This is a genomic window from Hydrogenophaga sp. NH-16, from assembly GCF_004006415.1.
Taxonomy (GTDB): Bacteria; Pseudomonadota; Gammaproteobacteria; order Burkholderiales; family Burkholderiaceae_C; genus Hydrogenophaga; species Hydrogenophaga pseudoflava.
Genome location: NZ_CP029344.1, coordinates 3,051,030 through 3,069,365 on the forward strand (window position 1 = coordinate 3,051,030; position 18,336 = coordinate 3,069,365).

An 18,336-nucleotide genomic window follows, 5' to 3' on the forward strand; every position below is an offset into this window, starting at 1 on the left:
ACGCCCGGGCTTGGCGCCCCCCCGCAATCTGCGCATCATGGTCACACCGACCAGAGAGACTTGGCCATGACCACCACCCGCCTCGCCCCCGAGCAACTGAGCCTGCGCATCGACCCCGCCTCGCTGGGCTTCGACGACACATCCACGCTGCCCACCGGCGCCCTGCCCTGGATCGGCCAGGAGCGCGCCGAAACGGCCGCGCGCTTTGGCCTGGCGATGGACCAGCCCGACTACAACCTGTTCGTGCTGGGCGAGGTGGGCAGCGGGCGCGCCACGCTGCTGCGGCAGCTGACGCGGGCGGTGGCCGCCGAACGCCCGGTGCCGCCCGACCTGTGTTACCTGCACAACTTCGACGCCCCCGAGCGCCCGCGCGCCCTGCGCATGCCCGCCGGCCAGGGGCGCGAGCTGCGCCAGCTCATGGGCAAACTCTCGCGTTTCCTCCAGAGCGAGATCCCGCTGCGCCTGAGCAGCGAAGACTTCAAGGCCGAGAGCGAGCGCATCCAGAACGCCTACCAGGCCGAGGAGGCCAAGGCCTATGGCGAGCTCGTCGCTTTCGCCGAGGCGCGCAGCTTCAATCTGTTTCGCGAATCGGGCCATCTGGTCTTCACCCTCATCGGTGAAAAGGGTGCCGCGCTGACCGAGGCCGAGGCCCGCACGCTCTCCAAAGACCGGCGCGCCGAGATCGACAAGGCCGAGCAGGAGCTGCGCGATGAGATCGCACGCTTCCTGGAAAAGACCCGCCCCATGCTGCGGGTGATGAACGAAGGCCTGGCCGCACTGCGCCGCCAGACCGTCAAGCCGCTGCTCGACCACGAGTTGCAGACCATCCGCGTGAGCCTGAAGAAGCAGATCAAGGACTCCGTCAAGCTCGGGAGCTACCTCGACCAGGTGCAGCACGACGTGCTCGAACACATCGAGCTCTTCATCGCGCAGGACAGCGACGACGAGGCGCGCCAGGAAGCGCTGGCCCAGCTGCTGCTGGGTTACCGCGTCAACCTGGTGGTGGACAACGCCGACCTGTCGGGCGCGCCGGTGATCGCGGAAGACAACCCGGTGTTCCACACGCTCTTTGGCCGCATCGAGTACCAGGCCGAAGAGGACGTGATGATGACCGACTTCTTCCGCGTGCGTGCGGGCAGCCTGATCCGCGCCCACGGCGGCTTCCTGCTGCTGCACCTGCGCGACCTGCTGGCCGACGAACTCGTGTGGGAGAAGCTGCGCCGCTTCATGCGCTCGGGCCGGGTGCAGATCGAGGAGCCCGGCAGCTCGCTGATGCCCATGGCGGCCGTCTCGCTGCAACCCGAGGCGGTGGACGTGGAGACCAAGATCGTGCTGATCGGATCGGTGGACGAGTACTACGCGGTGCAGGAGGCCGACCCCGAGTTCGCGCGCCACTTCATGGTCAAGGTGGATTTCGCCGAGAGCTTTCCGGCCAGCGACGAGACCCGCGCGGCCAGCGCGCTGTTCGTGGCCCACACCTGCCGCAAACTGGGCCTGCCCCACCTGTCGGCGCCGGCCGTGGCCCGACTGATCGAGGACGCCCACCGCCAGGTGGACGACCAGACGCGCCAGAGCGCCATCTTCGCGCGCACCGAGGCCCTGGTGGCCGAGAGCGCCGGCATGTGCCGCGCGCGCGGCGCCAGCCGGGTCGAACGGGAAGACGTGGACGCGGCGCTGGATGCGCGGCGCCAGCGCCACAACTACCCCGAGCAGCGCCTGCGCGAATCCATCGCCGAGGGCGAGCGCCTGATCACGCTGCACGGCGAGCAGGTGGGCCAGATCAACGGTCTGACCCAGATCGACCTGGGCGACTGGCGCTTTGGCCTGCCGGTGCGTGTGAGCGCGCGCACCCACGCGGGCACGCAGGGCCTGCTCAACATCGAACGCGAGGTCGAGATGTCGGGTCCCATCCACGACAAGGGCGTGCTGATCCTGCACAGCTACCTCACGGCCCTGTTCGCGCACCTCGCGCCGCTGGCGCTCAACGCCTCCATCGTGTTCGAGCAGGAGTACCACGGCGTGGAGGGCGACTCGGCCTCTTGCGCCGAACTCTTCGCCGTGCTCTCGGCGCTCTCGGGTGTGCCGCTCAACCAGGGTATTGCGGTCACGGGCGCGCTCAACCAGCACGGCGAGGTGCTGCCCGTGGGCGGCATCAACGAGAAGATCGAGGGCTGGTTCCGCGTCTGCGAAGCCTCGGGCCTGGACGGCCGCCAGGGCGTGCTGATGCCCGCGCGCAACCTGCGCCACCTGATGCTGGAGCGCCCTGTGGTCGAGGCCGTTGAGCAGGGCCGCTTCCACATCCACACCGCCGCCCACCTCAGCGAAGGGCTGGAGCTGCTGACCGGCCTGCCCTCGGGCCTGCCGGTGGCGCCTGCGGTGGAGGTGGACTACCCGGCCGAGAGCGTGCTCGGGCGCGCGCAGCAGACCCTGCAGGCCTACCGCCGCGCCTGCCAGCGCGCCGGATCGGCGGGGCGCACGAGGCGGCTCCGGACCTGACGGGAAGCTTCGCCTTTGGGTCGCGCGCAGCGCGGCAGGGGTTTTTCGTTCAGCCCAGCGCCTTCGCGGCCAGGTGCGCCGGGCGCTCGATGCAGCGCCGGATCCAGTCGTGCGTGAGCGGGTGCGCAGCCATGAGCTCGCGCGCCGGTCTGGCCCAGTTCAGCACGCTGGCCGCGCACAGGTCGGCCACCGTGAAACGGTCCGCCGCCAGATGGCGCTCTCCGCGCGTGTGCTGCTGCTGCAGGTGCTGCTCGATCACACGCAGCGGCACGGCCAGCCGCTTCGCGGCCACCAGCGCCAGCTCGGGTTTGCGTCGCTCGGCGGGCATCACCATGCGGTGCATGAGCACCGTGAGTGCGTCGGCCTCGGCTTCGTTCACGGCCCAGAAGCTCCAGCGCAGCGCCTCGGCGTCTTCGCGCGGCGTGGCCGGTGTGATCGACGCCCCGTCGCCCACGCCGTGGTGGCGCGCGATGTAGAGCGCGCAGGCCATGCTCTCCCACACCACCACCTCGCCCTCCGGCCGCGCGTCCACCACCACCGGGATGTGGCCGTTGGGGTTGAGCGCCAGGAATTCGGGCATGCGGGTCGCGCCGCCCTGGTAGGGCGTGGGCACGTGATTGAAACTGAGGCCCAGCTCGGTGGCGGCCCACAGCGGGCGCAGCGCCCGCGAGGCCGCAATGCCGTGGATGCTCAGCGTCATTCGTCAGCCCTCCAGCGCGCGGCACAGCGCGTGCAGGTCGCCCACCGTGAGGTGCGGCACCAGCGGCGCGTGTTCCCAGGGGTGGCCGGCGCGGTTCAGCCAGGCCAGCTGCATGCCGGCGTTCAGCGCGCCCACACCGTCCAGGTGCGCGTCGTCGCCGATGTGCAGCACCTCGTGCGGCGCCACGCCCGCGGCCTCGGCTGCGGCGTGAAAGATGCGAACGTCGGGCTTGCCGACGCCGAAACCGCCCGCGTGCAACGAAGCGTGGAAATGCGCGCCAATGCCGACGCGGTGCACGTCGGCGTTGCCGTTGGACAGCGCCACCACCGGGAACCGGCTGGCCAGGTATTCGAGCGCAGGCAGCGCGTCTTCAAACAGCTCCACCCGGTGCCGCTCGGCAAAAAAGACCTCGAAGGCCGGCTCGGCCAGCGCCGGGTCCTCGCCCGCGCGCTGCAGCAGCCAGCGGATCGACTCCCGCCGAAGGCCGCTCATGTCTAGTGCAAGGTCGGGCCGCATCGTCACCATCTGGTTGCGGGCCTCGCGCAGGGTGTTGCGGTCACGGCCCAGCGCGGCGGTGGCCGGCGCGTGTGTGTCCAGCCAGTCCTGCAGCACCCGCTCGGCGCGTTCGATGGTGGGCCAGATGGGCCAGAGCGTGTCGTCCAGATCCAGCGTGATGGCGCGGATGCGGGACAGCTCCAGGCCTCGGTCGGGAACATGGGTGCGCAGGGGCTCAGGGGTCTTCATGGCTGCGGGAGAATAGCGCATGCCCTTTCAGACCGAACCCGCTTTCAAACATGGCCAGGCGCCCCGCACGGCCATCGTGCTGTGCAACCTCGGCACCCCCGACGAACCCACGGCACCGGCCCTGCGCCGCTACCTCGCCGAGTTCCTGGGCGACCCCCGCGTGGTAGAGATTCCGCGCGCGCTGTGGCTGCTGATCCTGCACGGCATCATCCTGCGTGTGCGGCCCAAGAAGTCGGCCGCCAAGTACGCCAGCATCTGGACGCCCGAGGGCTCGCCGCTCAAGGTCTGGACCGAGAAGCAGACCACGCTGCTGCGCGGCTACCTCGGCGAGCGTGGCCACCAGGTCACCGTGCGCTACGCCATGCGCTACGGCAACCCGTCCATCCCCGCCGTGCTCGACGAACTCAAGGCCCAGGGCGTGACCCGCGTGCTCGTGCTCTCGGCCTACCCGCAATACAGCGGCACCACCACCGCCAGCGTGATCGACGCCGTCTCCACCTGGAGCCAGAAGATCCGCCACATCCCCGAGCTGCGCTTCGTCAACCGCTACCACGACGACCTCGGCTACATCGACGCGCTGCACCGCAAGATCCGCGCGCACTGGATGCACCACGGCCAGGGCGACCACCTCGTGATGAGCTTCCACGGCGTGCCCGAACGCACCCTGCACCTGGGCGACCCCTACCACTGCGAATGCCTGAAGACCGCGCGCATGCTGGCCGAGAAGCTGGGCCTCGCCAAGGACGACTACACCGTCACCTTCCAGTCGCGCTTCGGCAAGGCCAAGTGGCTGGAGCCCTACACCGAGCCGACCCTGGTCGCGCTGGCGCAGAAGGGCCTTAAGAGCGTCGACGTCGTCTGCCCCGGCTTCACCAGCGACTGCCTGGAAACGCTGGAAGAAATCCGCATGGAAGCGCAGGAAGCCTTCAAGCATGCGGGCGGCCAGCGCTTCGAATACATCGACTGCCTCAACGACAGCCCGGACTGGATTCGTGCGCTGGCCGATCTGAGCGAACGGCATCTGCAGGGCTGGCCGACGAAGCAGGCGGACGATCCGATGCAGTTGGCGGCGAGTCGGGAGCGGGCGTTGGCGCGGGGGGCGAGGGATTGAGGAGACTGGAACTCGCTTGCCGGATTTTCCGCATCTGTTATACCTGCTCCTACCTACGGCAGAATTGCCTTGTCGCTTGATCTCAAGAGGATTCCCAGATTCGAAGGGATTTTGATCACTAACAGCAGTTGCGGGCATGTTGCGTTAGCCCTTTAAACCCAGCCAAACACAAGGAGCAACCATGGCACTAATACATGTAGTTAACTCTCGAGGCGCTGCCAACGTTCTCGTTCACGAAGTTAATTATCGTGGTGCGGCTGATTTGCTTGTTTGCAAAGTAGATTCGCGCGGACCCGCACACAACAATGATGGCCTATGGTGTGAAGTGGAGTCCAGAGGACCTGCATCGTCTTTAATTCATTGGGTAAACTCGAGGAGCGCAGCGGATCTTCTTATTTTCTATGTAAACTCTAGAGGTGCTTCCGGATGGCAACACGAGCATCCACTCAAAGGCAAGCTTTAATTTTCAACAAGATTATCACAAATCACTCCGACCCAAAACCAACCTCCACTAGACACGTTAAAGCGCGCCTGCTATAGCAGCGCTATACAGCCCGGAGCAGCCTCGAAAACATTAGAAGAACTAAATTCGGCAGAACACCCCGTCAAGAACAAAGAATCGGAACTTCCGATTCCGCTTGTCTGGCGCTCGACGATTTATGACATCGTGAGCGCGTTCGTCAGCCATGACTACGAGCTCGGGAAAGGAGTAGTGGATGTTGATACGATTCCTTCCGATACGGCAGAGGGCATTCGCGGGTACATAGAGGAATATGGAACAGAACTAATAGATCTGCCGGAATACACCTGGCAATCTTCAGTATATATCTGGATGGGCAATCGATGGGATGCACTGATAGATCTTTGGACAGTGACAGAAGGTCGCAGCGACCTTACTCTACATCTGCACATCCATGAAGCGGCCGATGGAAGGTACAGATTCAGTTTTTACTTGGTGCATGTTCCATGACGCGCGTCATGCAAAATAAGTCAGCCCAGAACGAATGGCCTTTGGCCTCCGTAAACCATAATTGCTAGGCAGTTTCAAGTTACCCAAGGGGAATCAATTGTTTCGTGTCGAGTACCTTATCACGGTCGATCAGAAGGATGCCTTCTGCACTACCACGACTGCTTTCAACAACTTGCTCAAGACGATAGATGGAGTTTCTGTTTCGAAGGCGGATCTAAGATTCGAGTCCCTCGTTCTGGGCTACGAACTCCAGACTGGAGAAGTCCTTAGTGACAAGCAACGTTACTTTCATGCAAAGCTTACCCTCCATCATGTAGATGATCTTCCGCGCTTCGAGTCGCTACTGAAGTCGATCAGGTCTCTCCTACACAAGGCCAGTGGCAAGCCGGCGCAGACGCTTTGGGACGGCGTAAGCTTGCACTACGCTCAGTTAGCCTACCCGCTGATACACGACCTCGAAAACACAATGAGGAAACTCATCACCAAGTTTATGCTGACGAATGTCGGTGTTGGATGGGCAAATGAAACAGTCCCACGTGAAGTTGTTGAGTCCGTTAGATCGAAAACCGCTAGGCCAGACCACAACTATCTCTACGAAGTTGACTTCATTCAACTTTCCAACTTTCTATTCAAGGAATACACGACCGTTAGTATGGTTGTCCTAACTGACAGAATCAAGAAGGCCACAAAGATTACCGACCTTGCGATCGACGACTTGAAGCTGGCTATCCCGCGATCAAACTGGGACCGCTATTTCTCAACCCTTGTTCAGTGCGAAGGCGAATATCTCAAGATTCGGTGGGACAAGCTTTACGAGAAACGAAATCTCATCGCACACAACCGACCGGTTTTCAGAGTGGACTTCGAAGAAATATCGACCCTCTGCACGGAGCTCAGCCCCAAGTTACAACAGGCACTAGATAGTTTGGACAAAATCACCGTAGCGGACGACGATCGGGAACTGGTCTCTGAAAGCGCTGCATTTAGCAAGAGCGCGAACTATGGCGAGTTCTTGGTATTCTGGAATAGACTGCATCAACAACTCTATCTACTTGCTTCTTTGATCGTCACGAAAGAGCAGGAACAGAAGAAGCTCGCCCAGTTTCAGAACAATATCCGGGCCATCCTCAATTTATTGACAAAGCGATACGAAGTAATAAGTCGATCTGACCGGGCGGAAATTCTTGACTTCTTCAGACTCAGGAACGTTGTTGTGCACCAAACCGACGTGATTGTTCCTGGAGACACGTTAAGCCGGAAGATGGAATCAATGAGTCGAATCACATCGATAATTCAGTCGACGATACGAAAAATCGAAACCACAGGGGCACCAGTTGAGGTCCGGTCTGAAGTTGATTTGGAGGAGGACGAGATAGCAGATGCAGCATCAGCCAGTAGCGCCCGCCTTGCGCCGCCACGGGAAAACACCTAGCACGCTGTCGAGGCGATTTCCAACGGCAAGTCCGCCCCGCATTACCTGGACCGAAGCCATCAATGAACCACGGTCCTGCTTGGGTAATCTTTCAGGAGCACTATCCGCAGAGCGGGCAGTTGTTGCTTTCGCTTCTCTCTGCTCGCAAAAGCACGAGCGACGTCGTGCGATTTATGGAGCAGCTTTATGTAGATCGGTTCTGCTCAATAGAAGCCCGCATCGCCTACAAAAAGTCGCGCAAGAACTTTGCTGCAGACCCATTCATTGATGCGTACAGCCAAATTATTCATCTGGGCTCTGGGCCTTTTCTTGTTGGCATTCCTGTTCAGCAAGTTGCGCTTATGAATGATGTGCTTGAGGTTTCATACAAAATCGCTGTACACAGACCCGACCCGTTCAATCCCAAATGGGAAAGCCGCTCAATGTCGCTCGCTCTTGACTCCAGCGCTCAAATAGAGGGCCAACGGTAGGCCGCCAAAGAGCCTCCTCACTGCCCCGCCAAAAACCGGCTGACCAACTGCAACTGCTCCGGCACATTCAGCGCCGGTGCATGCCCACATCCGGCAATCGTCACCACCAGCGCCCGCGGCCCGCGGTCGCGCATCTGTTCTGCGGTATCCGCCAGCAGCAGGTCGGACTCGGCGCCGCGCAGGCACAGCACCGGGATGTCGATGCGGTCGTATTCGGGCCAGCGGTCGTAGTCGCCCGGGTGTTCGATGAACTGCATCACCATGGCCGGGTCGTAGTGCGGCGTGACGCGGCCGTCGGGCAGGCGGCGCACCGAGCTTTCGGTCAGCAGCGTCCACTGCGCGTCGCTCAGCCACCCGTAGGGTTTGTAGACGGAGCGGAAGTACTGCTCCAGCTCGCTCACCGTGGCAAAGCTGGCCGGGTTGCCGGCGTAGCTGCGGATGCGCTCGAGGGCGGCGTCGGCCAGCTTGGGGCCGTTGTCGTTGAGCACCAGGCGCAGGATGCGGCCGCGCAGCAGGCCGTCGGCGGCCACCATGCCGATGGCGCCGCCCATGGAGGTGCCGACCCAATGGAACTGGTCCAGGCCGAGCTGGTCGACCAGCGAGCGCGCGAGCTTGGCGTAGAAGGCCAGGCAGTACTCGGCCTTGGGCTCGGGGCTCCATTGCGAGAGGCCGCGGCCGATGGTGTCGGGGCAGATCACGCGGTAGCCCAGCGCGCTCAGGTGCGCGGCCAGCGGGTCCATGTCGCGGCCGGTGCGCGCCAGGCCGTGCCAGGCGATGACGGTGCCGTGGTCGGTGGTGCCGGGCGCGGGCGCCCAGTCCATGAAGTGGATTTCGCGGCCTTCGCAGGTCAGGTAGCGCGACTGGGGCACAACAGCGTGGTCGTTCATTTCATGCCTTTCAGCCGCGCGAGCACGGCGCGTTCGCGCAGCTTGCCGACGATGCCGGTGGGGAAGTAGTAGACCGAGAGCACGAACAGCAGGCCCAGCCAGAGCAGCCAGCGGTCGGGCGTGAGCAGCGCGGGCAGCAGCGGCACGCCGGCCGTGGCCTCGCCCGCGACTCGCAGCAGGTCCTGCAGGTAGCTCTGCGCCAGCACGAAGAGCACGCTGCCGATCAGCGCGCCGTACAGCGTGCCCATGCCGCCGATGACGACGATGAGCAGGATGTCCAGCATGATCTCGAAGGACAGCGAGGTGTCCGGCCCGTTGTAGCGCAGCCAGAGCGCGAGCAGGCAGCCGGCCAGCGTGGCGAACAGGGCCGAGAGCACGTTGGACAGCGTGCGGTAGACGACGGTGCGGTAGCCCAGCGCCTCGGCGCGGAAGTCGTTCTCGCGGATGGCCTGCAGCACGCGGCCGAACGGCGAGTTCACGATGCGCAGCAACGTGAGGAAGATGGCGCAGACGCTGGCGAAGATGAGGTAGTAGGTGAGCAGCTTGCCGTTGAGGTTGACCTCGCCCCAGGGCAGCGCCAGCGGTTCTTCGCTCAGCGAGAAGCCGGGCGAGAGCAGCTCGGGCACGCTGAAGGTGAGGCCGTCTTCGCCGCCGGTGAAGTCCGACAGCTGCGAGGCCAGCGTGAGGAAGGCCGAGGCCACGGCCAGCGTGATCATGGCGAAGAAGATCGCGCGCACCCTCAGCGAGAACAGGCCGATCAGGAGCGACAGCAGCGTGGACACGAGCAGCGCGCACACCACGCCGAGCAGGATGGTCCCGAAGGACGCCTCTTCCACCGAGCTGAGCGCAATCGCCACGCCATAGGCGCCGATGCCGAAGAACATGGTGTGCGCGAAGCTGACGATGCCGGTGTAGCCCAGCAGCAGGTCGAAGCTGGCCACCAGCGCGACAAAGATCAGGATCTTGGCCGCCACGTTGAGCGCCTTCACGCCGGGGAACAGGAAGGGCGCGAACGCCAGGCCGAGGAACAGGATGACCAGCAGCGCCGCCAGCCAGGGGCTGCGCGGCAGGTCTTTGGAGAGGAGTCGTGCAAGCATGGGTGGCTCCTCAACGGCTCGTGACGGGGTACACACCCTGCGGACGCCACAGCAGGATGGCGACCATGAGCGCGATGTTGGAGAACAGCGCCACCTTGGGCACCAGGAAGCCGGTGTAGTTGGCCATCAGGCCCACCAGCAGCGCGCCGATCAGCGCGCCCAGCGTGGAACCAAGGCCGCCGATGATGATGACGATAAAGATCAGCACGTTGACCTGCGCGCCCATCTGAGGCACCACGTTCTGCTGGTACAGGCCCCACATCACGCCGCCGAGCCCGGCCAGCGCGCTGCCGGCGACGAACACGCCGACGAACAGGCGCTTGATGCGGTAGCCCAGCGACTCGACCATCTCGCGGTCCTGCACACCGGCGCGGATCAGCAGACCGACTTTGGTGCGGTTGAGTGTCCAGACCATGGCGGCGAACACGGCGGTACCGACCAGCACGGCGACGATGCGGTACTTCTCGACCGCCGCGTCGCCGATCAGCAGCGAGCCGCGCAGGCCTTCGGGCAGCGGCAGCGGAATCTGCTCCGGCCCCCAGATGACCTTGATCATTTCCTCGCCAATGATCATGCCGCCCATGGTGATCAGGATCTGCTTGAGGTGCATGCCGTAGACGGGGCGGATGATGAAGCGCTCGAACACCAGGCCCAGCGCGCCGGCCACCGCCATCGCCACCAGCATGGCCGGCAGCAGCGCGAGCAGGTTGGTCCAGAGGCTGTCGGCGGTGGTGAAGGCGTTCATGCTGCCCAGCACCGTGGTGGCGACGAAGGCGCCCAGCGCGATGAACACGCCATGGCCGAAGTTCAGCACGTCCATCAGGCCGAACACCAGCGTCAGGCCCGAGGCGATGATGAAGACGATCATGCCCATGGCCAGGCCGGCCACGGTCAGCGTGAGCCAGGTCGAGGGGCTGCCGATAGCCGGCAGCGCGGCCAGCGCGAGCAGCGGCACCAGGGCCATGGGCTTCCAGTCCATGTCTTTCAGGAAGTTCATTGGTGCGCTCCCAGGCTCAGACCGAGCAGTTTGCTTTGCAGCGATTCGTCCGCCGCGAGTTCGGCCATGGAACCGCTGTGCACCACACGCCCGTCGTCCATGACGGCCACGGTGTCGCCCAGCTGCTTGGCGAAGTTGAAGTTCTGCTCAACCAGCAGGATGGTGGTTTGCGCGGCCTTGAGTTCGCGGAAGGCCGCGATCATGTTCTGGATGATGGCGGGCGCCAGGCCCTTGCTGGGCTCGTCGATCAGCAGCAGCTGGCGCGGCTCGACGATGGCGCGCGAGACCGCGAGCATCTGCTTCTGCCCGCCGCTGAGCTTGCCGGCCGGGTGGTTCCAGAACTTCTTCATGGCCGGGAACAGGCCGAAGATCCATTCGAGGCGCGTGGTGTCGATGTCGTCGAGCGTGCGCGCGCCGCGCGCGGCCAGCAGCATGTTCTCGCGCACCGACAGGTCCGAGAAGATGCCCATGCTCTCGGGCACGTAGGCCACGCCGCTGGTGGCGATCTCGGGCGTCTGGCGCGCGGTGATGTCCTGCCCGGCCAGCGTGACCCGGCCCTGGCTGGCGTGCCACAGGCCCATGATGGTCCGCAGCGTGGTGGTCTTGCCGGCGCCGTTGCGGCCCAGCAGCATGGTCAGCTCGCCCTTGGGCACGACCAGGTCCACGCCGTGGAGGATGTGGTACGCGCCGATGTGCGTGTGCACGCCTTCAAGAACAAGAAGCCCCCCCGCGCCGCCTGCGGCGTCACCCCCCGAGGGGGGCGCCATCTGCGGCCCGGCAAAGCCGGTTCCGCGCTGGCCTTGATCGTTCATGCCAACTCCTCTTCGGTGGGGTTGATGCCGAGGTAGGCCTGCTGCACCACGGGCGAGGCGATCACGGTTGCGGGGTCGCCGTCGGCCACGAGTTCGCCGTTGTGCAGCACGATGATGCGGTCCGAGAGTTCGCGCACCACGTCCATCTTGTGTTCGACCAGCAGGATGGTCTTGGTCTTGTCGGCCTTGAGTTGGCGGATCAGGTTCAGGATGACAGGCACCTCGTCCACGCTCATGCCGGCGGTGGGTTCGTCGAACATGAACACCTGCGGTTCCAGCGCCATCAGGATGCCCACTTCGAGCTTGCGCTGGTCGCCGTGCGGCAGGCTGGCCGCGAGCTGGTCGCCCTTGTCGGCCAGCGCCACGGTCTCCAGCACCTCGTCGGCCCGCACCACCAGGTCCCTGCGGTCGCTCCAGATCTTCCAGAGGTTGAGCCCGGCCCCTGCCCTTGCCTGCACCGCCAGCCGCACGTTCTCGCGCACCGTGAGGTTGGGGAACAGGTTGGTGAGCTGGAAGGCCCGGCCCAGCCCGGCCTGCGCCCGCGCCGGGGCGCCCTGGGCCGAGATGTCCACGCCGTTGAGCTTCACGCTCCCGGCGGTGGCCTTGATCTGGCCCGAGATCAGGTTGAAGTAGGTGGTCTTGCCGGCGCCGTTGGGGCCGACGATGGCGGTGAGCGTGCCCGGCGCGAACGCGCAGGAGACAGCATTCACCGCCACGTGCCCGCCGAAGCGGACCGTGAGGTCAGTGGTTTCAAGCATGGGGGCTCCTGGCGCCGCGAGCGCGGCGCAGGGGTCAGACGGACAAGCGCTTTCAGCGCTTGTTGCGGATCGGCACGTTCATTTCCGAAGGCTTGATCTCGCGCACCAGCTCAGGCACACCCCATGCGAAGGCCGGGTCCACCTTGATCTTGAAGTGGTACATGCTCTGCATGGCCTGGTGGTCTTCCTTGCGGAAGGTCATGGTGCCCTTGGGCGTCTCGAAGCTCATGCCTTCCATGGTCTTGATCAGCGTGGCGGCCTTGGCATCGCCGTTGGTCTTCTTCAGTGCCGTCACCACGGCCATGGCCGAGCTGAAACCACCGGCGGTGAAGAAGTCCGGCGGGCTCTTGAACTGGGTGTAGTGCTGGGCCACCATGGCCTCGTTCACCGGGTTCTTGGGGATGCCGAAGTAGTAGTAGGTGGCGCCTTCCATGCCCGGGAAGTTCTTGTAGGCCGCCATGGCCGGCAGGATGTTGCCGCCGGTGGCGATCTCGATGCCGTAGCGCTTGAGGTCGAGGTCGGCAATCTTGAACGGGTTGCCCGCGCCGGCCCAGATGATGAAGATCACCTTGCGGCCCGGCTGGTCCTTGAGCTTGTCGATCAGGCGCTGCGCACCGGCGGTGAAGTCGGTGGTGCTGGTGGGCAGGTATTCCTCGTGGACGATCTTGGCGGTCTTCACCGCGTCCTTGAAGGCCTTCACGCCGTCGCGGCCGAAGGCGTAGTCCTGCGCCAGGGTGGCGATGGTGGTGCCGGCCTTGTCCAGCGCCACGGCGTTGGAGATCGCGTCCTGCGACGAATTGCGGCCGGTGCGGAAGATGTACTTGTTCCACTTGTCACCGGTGATGGAGTCGGCCACCGCGGGCTCGACCAGCAGGATCTTCTGGTATTCCTCGGCCACCGGCAGCATGGCCAGCGCCACGCCCGAGCTGGTCGGGCCGATGGCCAGGTCGGCCTTGTCGTCGGCGTAGGCCGCGGCCAGCAGGCTCTTGCCCAGGTCGGGCTTGCCCTGGTCGTCCTTCTCGATCACGACGATCTTCTTGCCGCCGACCATCATGGTGCCGCCCGTGGCGTAGTTCAGACCCATCATCAGACCCACATGGGTCTGCTTGCCGTAGGCCTCCAGCGGACCGGTCTTGCTGTAGACGTGGGCGATACGGATTTCGCCGCCCGACTGGGCGAAGGCAGCGGCGGCGCCGCAGGCAAGGGCCATCACCGCAACGCGGCGCGTGGTCTGGAACATGTCTTGTCTCCTGGTTGTGGGATCACCGGGCCGGTGAACGCCAACCCACTTTGCACGGTCCGTGCCAGGAAGAAAAGTCCTTTTGAATCAATGAGCTGCTGCTGTCTTGCCGTATGAATGCCTGAAATTCAGACACACCATCCAAATCCAAAATGTCTAAATATCAGACAGTTGTCTGGTTTTCAGACACAGACAGCCGGTCGTACAGGCTGGCGCGCGAGATGCCCAGCAGCTTCGCCGCCGCCACCCGGTTGCCCCCGGTGCGCGCCAGAGCGGCGGCAATGGCGCGGCGCTCCAGCTCGGCGATCTGCACCGGCAGCGGCCGCAGGTCGTCGTCCGCGGCCATCGCCGGCACAGGGGCGGCAGGCCGCGACAGCGCGGGCTCGATGCGGTCCAGCCCCGAGTCGCGCAGCACCTGCTCCACCTGCGCGGCGCCGATCTGCGGCGAGTCGCTGCGCAGCGCCAGCTGTTCCAGCACGTTGCGCAGCTCGCGCGTGTTGCCGCGCCAGGGCTGCGCGGCCAGCAAATCGAGCGCGGGTGGCAGCAGCTCCAGGTGCACATTGGCGCCGCGCGCCGCGATGTCCTCGCACAGCGTCTCGACCAGCAGCGGGATGTCACTCTGCCGCTCGCGCAGCGGCGGCACGCGGATGGGCAACACATTGAGGCGGTAGAACAGGTCTTCGCGGAACAGGCCCTCGCGCACCAGTTGCGCGAGGTCGCGCGAGGTCGCGGCCACCACGCGCACGTCGCAGCGGATCAGCTTGTTGGAGCCCAGCGGCTCGATCTCTCCGTCCTGCAGCGCGCGCAGCAGCTTGACCTGCACGGCCATCGGCATGTCGCCCAGCTCGTCGAGGAACAGCGTGCCGCCATCGGCCAGCTTGAACTTGCCGTCGCGCCCCTTCTTGTCGGCGCCGGTGTAGGCCCCGGGCGCGACGCCGAAGAACTCCGCCTCCATCAGCGCCTCGGGCACGGCCGCCATGTTCACACCCACGAATGGCCGGCCGGCGCGCGGCGAGGCGGCGTGGATGGCGTGCGCCAGCAGCTCCTTGCCGGTGCCGGTCTCGCCCAGCAGCAGCACCGGGCTGGCCGACTGCGCCGCACGGCGCGCCTGGCGCTTGACCTCCTGCGCGGCGGCGCTGCTGCCGACGAAGCTGGCGAAGGTGTACTTGGCGCGGCGCTGGCTGGCGAGTTCGCGCCGCGCCTCGTTCAGATCCTGCTCCAGCCGCGCGAACTTGGCGATCAGCGGCTGCAGCGTGGTCTCGGGGTGGTCGAACAGCACGATGCCCAGCACGCCGATGACCTCGCCCGCCTCGTCCCGCAGCGGGATGCGGCTGACCACGAAGGTGCCGGCCTTGTTGGTCAGCAGGTCGATCAGGATCGGCTTGCCGGTCTCCAGCACCTGGTGCATCTGCGTGTTCTGCACCACGTTTGACACCGGGTGGCCGACGAAGTCTTCCTCGCGCTCGTAGCCCAGCGCCGGCAGGAAGCGGCGGTACTGGTCGTTGATCCACACCACCCGCCCCTTGCGGTCCACCAGCAGCATGCCCTCGCTGGCGTTGGCGAACAGGTCGAACATCGAGCGCGCGGCCAGCTCCAGGATGCTCTGGGCGTCGCGCGGGAGGCGGGTGTCGGGGCTCATGGTCGCTGCATGGTACCCGCGGTACCGGCCGATCCGCCCCTGCCGAGCCGAAGGCCCACGGCCACCAGCGCCGAGGCCACCGCCAGACCGACCACCGCGTTCCAGCCCCAGCGGGCGAACAGCATGCCGGCCAGCACGGAGCCGGAAGCCATGCCCCCGAACATCACCACAAACAGCAGGGCATTGAGCCGGCTGCGTGCCGACGGATCGGTGCTGTAGACCAGCGACTGGTGCGACACCAGCGCGCCCTGGAACCCGAGGTCGAACACGATCACCGCCAGCGCCAGCGCCGCCACCTGAACACCCTGCGGCAAGCCACCCACCATCCCCGTCACCGCATAGCCCGCCAGCGCCAGACAGGCACCCGCCAGGGCGCTGCGGTGCGGGCCATGGCGGTCTGCCAGGCGCCCGAACCAGGGTGCGGCGAGTGCGCCGGCCGCCCCGGCAATGCCGAATGCACCGGCCGCCGCGCTGCCCATGTGGAACGGTGCGCCGTGCAGCCACATCGCCAGCGTGGACCAGATGGCGCTGAACCCCACCGCCAGCGCACCCTGGGCCAGCGCGGCCTGCCGCACCGAGGGGTGGCGGCGCCACAGCGATCCGAGCGACGCCAGCAGCGCGCCGTAGCCCAGGGTGGTCGTGGGCGGCACATGCGGCAGCCCGCGTGCCAGCGCCAGGGCCACCAGGGCCACCGACACGGCCGCCAGGCCGAAGGTCGAGCGCCAGCCCAGGTGTTCGGCGGCGAAACCGCTGACCACGCGCGACAGCAGGATGCCCAGCAGCAAGCCGGTCATCACCGCACCCACGGCCTGCCCGCGGCGGCCTTCAGGCGCCAGCGTGGCCGCAGCGGGCACGATGTCCTGCGCGGCCGTGGCCGCCAGCCCGATGGCGAAGCTGGCCAGCAGCAGCCAGCCAATGGACGGTGCCAGCGCCGCGCCCGCCAGGGCCGCCACCAGCCAGCCGCACTTGACGAGCACCAGCGTCCGGCGGTCGCAACGGTCGCCCAGGGGCGCTGTCAACAGGATGCCCAGCGCGTAGCCCAGTTGCGTGAGCATGGGCACGAAGCCCAGGGTCTGCGGCCCCACCCCCAGCTGTGCGCCCAGCACTCCCAGCATGGGCTGGGCGTAGTACAGCGCGGCCACGGTCAGGCCAGCGCCGACAGCCAGCAGGCGCACCAGGGCGGGCGAAAGCGCCACACCCTGATGGGATGACGCCGCCCCAATACATTCGACAAGTGAATGGATGACATGACAAACTCCAGAAAACTCGATGGACGCAGTGTCCTTCTCGGTGAATTTCGGCGGAAGACGGCTGTCACACACCACAGATATACGATATGCGAATGAATAAGCCTCCATCACCCGCAGCACCGGCCGACACGCTACCCATCGGCAGCGGCGACCGGCTGGCCCTGATGCAGACCTTCGTGCGCATCGTCGAAGCCGGCAGCCTCTCGCGCGCGGCGGCGCAGATGCAGACCACCCAGCCCACCATCAGCCGGCGCCTGCTGGCGCTGGAACGCCTGCTCGGCGTGCGCCTGCTGCAACGCTCCACCCGGGCCATGCACCTGACGCCGGACGGCGAGCGCTGCTATGAGCGCGCCAAGCTGCTGATGGAGGACTGGGAGGCGCTCACCGCGGACGCGCACGGCGAGCAGCAGGCGCCCCGCGGCCAGCTGCGCGTGGTGGTGCCGCATGCGTTCGGACAGGAACAGCTGGTGCGGCCCCTGACCCGGTTCCTGCAGGCGCATCCGGACATCCAGGTCGAGTGGCTGCTGCGCGACGATGTGCACAACTTCATCGGCGCCGGCATCGACTGCGCGATTCAGGTCGGCGAGGTGCGCGACCCCTCGGTGGTGGCGATCCGGCTGATGGACGTGCCGCGCATCGTGATCGCGGCGCCAGCACTGCTGGAAAGCGGCGAGCCGCCCGCGACGGTGGACGCACTCGCCAACCTGCCCTGGCTGGCCCTGCGCACCTACTACCGAGACGAGGTGAGCCTCACCCACCAGCAGGCGCAACAGACCCGGCGCTTTGCTATCCGCCCCCGCCTGAGCACCGACAACCTCTATGTGCTGCGCAATGCCGCCGTGCTGGGGCTGGGTGCGGGCATCGTGTCGGCCTGGATGGCGGCCGACGACCTGGCCGCGGGGCGGCTGGTGCATCTGGTACCCAAGTGGCAGGCGCCGGCCCTGCCGGTCTACCTGGTCTATCCGCACGCCCGGTTCTATCCGCTGCGCCTGCGGCGCTTCATCGACGCCATGCGCGCGGCCATGCCGGTGGCCGGCGGCGTGGCCCCCTGAGCGGCGGCTGTGGCGGGTTGAGGGCCCGGGGCGCTCAGCCCAGCAGCCCGAGCGCCCCGAGATCCGCCCGCACCTGTGCCACCGTCTCGAAGCGCACGCCGCGCCAGCCGATGGCGTGGGCCGCGTCGATGTTGCGCTGCGCGTCGTCGATGAACACCGGCGAGGGGTCGCTCACCGCCAGCTGCTCGGTCACCGTGTGGAAGATCGCGGGGTCGGGCTTCATCAGCGCCACGCGTGCCGAGAAGATGCCGTCCTCGAACCAGTCGGCGAACGGGTGATCGTCCTCGATCCAGCGCGCCAGCCCGTGCGGCATGTTCGAGAGGTAGACCAGCCGGTGACCTGCGGCCTTGAGCTCGTGGATCAGCGCGACGGTGTCGTCCTTCACGCGCATGTGCGGCGCCAGCCCGTCGATCACCGCCATCACCTCCTGCGCATCCAGCCCGGTACGCAGGGCGATGCGCTGCGCCAGCCCCTCGGGCTCCACATGGCCGAGGTCGAACTGCGCCCAGTCGCCGTCGGGGTCGAAGGTCTGGAAGATCTCGCGCACCCAGTGCGCCGCCTCGGCCTCGTCGCGCGCCCGCGCGGGCAGCACCTGGCGCAGCAGCACGGTCGGCTGCCAGTTGAACACCACCCCGCCGAGGTCGAACACCACCGTCTCAGTCGTCATGCCTTGTTTCCGTT

Annotated in this window: 17 protein-coding genes; 6 read left to right on the top strand and 11 right to left on the bottom strand. The window is 65.8% G+C overall.

What is annotated here, in order from left to right; translation table 11 throughout:
• Nucleotides 1-66: 66 nt before the first annotated feature.
• The gene (locus tag DD542_RS14685; protein ID WP_127806147.1) at nt 67-2,496 is read left to right on the top strand and encodes an ATP-binding protein; all 2,430 of its coding nucleotides are present in this window, start codon (nt 67-69) and stop codon (nt 2,494-2,496) included.
• 49 nt (nt 2,497-2,545) lie between these two features.
• Here the strand turns inward: DD542_RS14685 and DD542_RS14690 are convergent, their stop codons facing one another.
• Together DD542_RS14690 and DD542_RS14695 are read right to left on the bottom strand one after the other, a co-directional pair.
• The gene (locus DD542_RS14690) at nt 2,546-3,196 is read right to left on the bottom strand and encodes a glutathione S-transferase family protein (protein ID WP_127806148.1); all 651 of its coding nucleotides are present in this window, start codon (nt 3,194-3,196) and stop codon (nt 2,546-2,548) included.
• 3 nt (nt 3,197-3,199) lie between these two features.
• Entirely contained in the window at nt 3,200-3,940 is a 741-nt protein-coding gene (locus tag DD542_RS14695) for an HAD-IA family hydrolase (RefSeq protein ID WP_206610827.1), read from the bottom strand.
• A 19-nt stretch (nt 3,941-3,959) separates the two neighbouring features.
• On the opposite strand from DD542_RS14695, the gene hemH reads away from it, so the two are divergent.
• The 4 genes from hemH to DD542_RS14715 all read left to right on the top strand — a co-directional run bounded on the left by hemH (nt 3,960) and on the right by DD542_RS14715 (nt 7,923).
• Nucleotides 3,960-5,051: a ferrochelatase gene (hemH, locus tag DD542_RS14700; protein WP_127806150.1), complete on the top strand. Its 1,092-nt coding sequence runs from the start codon at nt 3,960-3,962 to the stop codon at nt 5,049-5,051.
• Nucleotides 5,052-5,718: 667 nt separating this feature from the next.
• Nucleotides 5,719-6,021: a hypothetical protein gene (locus tag DD542_RS14705; protein ID WP_127806151.1), complete on the top strand. Its 303-nt coding sequence runs from the start codon at nt 5,719-5,721 to the stop codon at nt 6,019-6,021.
• Nucleotides 6,022-6,118: 97 nt separating this feature from the next.
• On the top strand, nt 6,119-7,453 hold the full coding sequence (locus DD542_RS14710; RefSeq protein WP_127806152.1) for a HEPN domain-containing protein: 1,335 nt from the start codon (nt 6,119-6,121) through the stop codon (nt 7,451-7,453).
• Between the two features lie 62 nt (nt 7,454-7,515).
• The gene (locus tag DD542_RS14715; protein WP_127806153.1) at nt 7,516-7,923 is read left to right on the top strand and encodes a hypothetical protein; all 408 of its coding nucleotides are present in this window, start codon (nt 7,516-7,518) and stop codon (nt 7,921-7,923) included.
• 17 nt (nt 7,924-7,940) lie between these two features.
• Here DD542_RS14715 and DD542_RS14720 read toward each other — a convergent pair whose 3' ends face one another.
• The 8 genes from DD542_RS14720 to DD542_RS14755 all read right to left on the bottom strand — a co-directional run bounded on the left by DD542_RS14720 (nt 7,941) and on the right by DD542_RS14755 (nt 16,549).
• Nucleotides 7,941-8,810: an alpha/beta hydrolase gene (locus tag DD542_RS14720; RefSeq protein ID WP_127806154.1), complete on the bottom strand. Its 870-nt coding sequence runs from the start codon at nt 8,808-8,810 to the stop codon at nt 7,941-7,943.
• Complete coding sequence (locus DD542_RS14725) at nt 8,807-9,907, bottom strand: branched-chain amino acid ABC transporter permease (RefSeq protein ID WP_127806155.1); 1,101 nt, start codon at nt 9,905-9,907, stop codon at nt 8,807-8,809. Before DD542_RS14725 ends, DD542_RS14720 begins: the two co-directional genes overlap by 4 nt.
• Nucleotides 9,908-9,917: 10 nt before the next feature.
• Nucleotides 9,918-10,904, bottom strand: coding sequence for a branched-chain amino acid ABC transporter permease (locus tag DD542_RS14730; RefSeq protein ID WP_127806156.1), 987 nt, complete (start codon nt 10,902-10,904; stop codon nt 9,918-9,920).
• A complete protein-coding gene (locus tag DD542_RS14735) occupies nt 10,901-11,671 on the bottom strand; it encodes an ABC transporter ATP-binding protein (protein ID WP_127807404.1) in 771 nt (256 codons plus the stop codon). The genes DD542_RS14730 and DD542_RS14735 overlap by 4 nt, the downstream gene beginning before the upstream one ends.
• 41 nt (nt 11,672-11,712) lie before the next feature.
• A complete protein-coding gene (locus tag DD542_RS14740; RefSeq protein ID WP_127806157.1) occupies nt 11,713-12,474 on the bottom strand; it encodes an ABC transporter ATP-binding protein in 762 nt (253 codons plus the stop codon).
• 52 nt (nt 12,475-12,526) lie between these two features.
• Nucleotides 12,527-13,714, bottom strand: coding sequence for a substrate-binding domain-containing protein (locus DD542_RS14745; RefSeq protein ID WP_127806158.1), 1,188 nt, complete (start codon nt 13,712-13,714; stop codon nt 12,527-12,529).
• A gap of 163 nt (nt 13,715-13,877) precedes the next feature.
• Entirely contained in the window at nt 13,878-15,353 is a 1,476-nt protein-coding gene (locus tag DD542_RS14750; RefSeq protein WP_127806159.1) for a sigma 54-interacting transcriptional regulator, read from the bottom strand.
• Nucleotides 15,350-16,549, bottom strand: a complete 1,200-nt coding sequence (locus DD542_RS14755; protein WP_347232053.1) for an MFS transporter — start codon at nt 16,547-16,549, stop codon at nt 15,350-15,352. The genes DD542_RS14750 and DD542_RS14755 overlap by 4 nt, the downstream gene beginning before the upstream one ends.
• A 146-nt stretch (nt 16,550-16,695) precedes the next feature.
• On the opposite strand from DD542_RS14755, the gene DD542_RS14760 reads away from it, so the two are divergent.
• Nucleotides 16,696-17,655 carry a LysR family transcriptional regulator gene (locus tag DD542_RS14760; protein ID WP_127806161.1) on the top strand — a complete coding sequence of 320 codons (960 nt, stop codon included), beginning with the start codon at nt 16,696-16,698 and terminating at the stop codon, nt 17,653-17,655.
• Nucleotides 17,656-17,689: 34 nt separating this feature from the next.
• On the opposite strand, the gene DD542_RS14765 is transcribed toward DD542_RS14760, so the two are convergent.
• Complete coding sequence (locus DD542_RS14765; RefSeq protein WP_164868407.1) at nt 17,690-18,322, bottom strand: HAD-IA family hydrolase; 633 nt, start codon at nt 18,320-18,322, stop codon at nt 17,690-17,692.
• Between the last annotated feature and the right edge of the window lie 14 nt (nt 18,323-18,336).

Excerpts from the sequence above, each read along its gene's own strand:
- DD542_RS14760 (WP_127806161.1), top strand. The coding sequence starts at position 16,696 with ATGAATAAGCCTCCATCACCCGCAGCACCGGCCGACACGCTACCCATC.
- DD542_RS14725 (WP_127806155.1), bottom strand. The coding sequence starts at position 9,907 with ATGCTTGCACGACTCCTCTCCAAAGACCTGCCGCGCAGCCCCTGGCTG.
- DD542_RS14715 (WP_127806153.1), top strand. The coding sequence starts at position 7,516 with ATGAACCACGGTCCTGCTTGGGTAATCTTTCAGGAGCACTATCCGCAG.
- DD542_RS14750 (WP_127806159.1), bottom strand. The coding sequence starts at position 15,353 with ATGAGCCCCGACACCCGCCTCCCGCGCGACGCCCAGAGCATCCTGGAG.
- hemH (WP_127806150.1), top strand. The coding sequence starts at position 3,960 with ATGCCCTTTCAGACCGAACCCGCTTTCAAACATGGCCAGGCGCCCCGC.
- DD542_RS14690 (WP_127806148.1), bottom strand. The coding sequence starts at position 3,196 with ATGACGCTGAGCATCCACGGCATTGCGGCCTCGCGGGCGCTGCGCCCG.
- DD542_RS14735 (WP_127807404.1), bottom strand. The coding sequence starts at position 11,671 with ATGGCGCCCCCCTCGGGGGGTGACGCCGCAGGCGGCGCGGGGGGGCTT.
- DD542_RS14720 (WP_127806154.1), bottom strand. The coding sequence starts at position 8,810 with ATGAACGACCACGCTGTTGTGCCCCAGTCGCGCTACCTGACCTGCGAA.
- DD542_RS14765 (WP_164868407.1), bottom strand. The coding sequence starts at position 18,322 with ATGACGACTGAGACGGTGGTGTTCGACCTCGGCGGGGTGGTGTTCAAC.
- DD542_RS14695 (WP_206610827.1), bottom strand. The coding sequence starts at position 3,940 with ATGAAGACCCCTGAGCCCCTGCGCACCCATGTTCCCGACCGAGGCCTG.
- DD542_RS14745 (WP_127806158.1), bottom strand. The coding sequence starts at position 13,714 with ATGTTCCAGACCACGCGCCGCGTTGCGGTGATGGCCCTTGCCTGCGGC.
- DD542_RS14685 (WP_127806147.1), top strand. The coding sequence starts at position 67 with ATGACCACCACCCGCCTCGCCCCCGAGCAACTGAGCCTGCGCATCGAC.
- DD542_RS14740 (WP_127806157.1), bottom strand. The coding sequence starts at position 12,474 with ATGCTTGAAACCACTGACCTCACGGTCCGCTTCGGCGGGCACGTGGCG.
- DD542_RS14730 (WP_127806156.1), bottom strand. The coding sequence starts at position 10,904 with ATGAACTTCCTGAAAGACATGGACTGGAAGCCCATGGCCCTGGTGCCG.